The sequence below is a fragment of the Nocardiopsis sp. CNR-923 genome, from assembly GCF_001942255.1.
Classification (GTDB): domain Bacteria; phylum Actinomycetota; class Actinomycetes; order Streptosporangiales; family Streptosporangiaceae; genus Nocardiopsis.
In genome coordinates this window covers 1-1,420 of sequence record NZ_MKKC01000047.1, presented here as the reverse complement: position 1 = coordinate 1,420, position 1,420 = coordinate 1, and the positions used below count along the sequence as shown (strand labels likewise).

Genomic DNA, 1,420 nt, shown 5'->3' with positions numbered 1-1,420 from the left:
GATGGTGTCCCGTTGAGTGGTGTAACTTCACGAACGCACTAACCCCCGGCCCCTGACTTGGGGCCGATCTCGTTGGGGCCCTGTCGTCGGCCCGGACCGCGGGCGTCCTGGCCCAGCAGCTCGACCATGGACGCCTCGGAGAAGTAGCGGCGATCGCTGACCTGCCACTCATCGTGCATCTCCGCCAGCACCGCCCCGGCCAACCTGCCCAACGCCTTGGGGTTGGGGAAGACCTGCACCACGTCCGCTCTGCGTTTGACCTCCCGGTTCAACCGCTCCAACGGGTTGGTCGACCAGATCTTCTTCCAATGCGCGGCCGGGAAGTCCGCGAACGCCGTGATATCGGTCGCCGCGTCGATGAGCATCTCCTGCACCTGGGAGAACTGCCGCCCCAGCAGATCAGCGACGATGTCCACCTGGGAGCGCACCGCCGCGGCATCGGCCTGGGCGAAGATCGTGCGGATGGTGGCCGCGACCATCTCCCCCGAACCCTTGGGCACCTTGGCCAGCACATCGCGCACGAAATGCACCCGGCACCGCTGCCAGGTGGCCCCCAACAGCACCGCTTCGATCGCCGAGACCAGCCCGGCATGGGAGTCGGAGACCACCAGGCGCACCCCGCCCAGGCCCCGTGAGCGCAAACTGCGCAGGAACTGCGTCCAGACGCCCGGGTCTCGCTGTCGCCGACCGCGAACCCCAGCACCTCGCGCCGGCCCTGGGCGGTGACGCCGGTGGCGATCACCACCGCCTGGGAGGCGATCCGGTGGTTCAGGCGGGCTTTGCAGTAGGTCGCGTCCAAGAACACGTAGGGGAACGCGGTGTGGTCCAGGGGCCGCTCGGCGAACGCTTCGACCTCCGCGTCCAGCTCGGCGCAGATCCGCGACACCTCGGACTTGGACACACCCGAGTCGGCTCCCAGGGCTTTGACCAGCTCATCCACGGCCCGGGTGGAGACGCGTGGACGTAGGCCTCCATGATGACCGCGAACAGGGCCCGGTCGATGCGGCGGCGGCGCTCCAGCAGGGAGGGGAAGAAGGACCCGGAGCGGAGTTTGGGGATGTGCAGGTCCACGTCCCCGGCGGTCGTGGTCAGGGTGCGGTCGCGGTGGCCGTTACGCCTGGTGGTGCGCTCGGGGGTGCGCTGGTGGGGGTGGGCGCCGATCACGGTGGTGGCCTCGGCCTCGATCAGTTCCTGGAGCATGCGCTCCAGGACCAGGCGGACCATGTCCACATTCTCGGCCGCTCCTAGTGACTCCAGAAGCTGTTGTAGGTCATGCTGGGACAGAGCCATCGTGTGTCCTTGGGTGAGGAACGTCAGACCTTCTCTCACTTGACGGTCACACGGTGGCTCGCCTTGTCGCTATAGCCGTCCAGGTCAGATCACCCATCCCGGAGTTACACCACTCCAAGGGACATGACCG

At 67.5% G+C, this 1,420-nt stretch carries 1 pseudogene; it reads right to left on the bottom strand.

Annotation, left to right across the window (positions count from 1 at the left end):
• Positions 1–38: 38 nt before the first annotated feature.
• Positions 39–1,290, bottom strand: a pseudogene (locus BJF83_RS03170) (IS256 family transposase).
• Between the last annotated feature and the right edge of the window lie 130 nt (positions 1,291–1,420).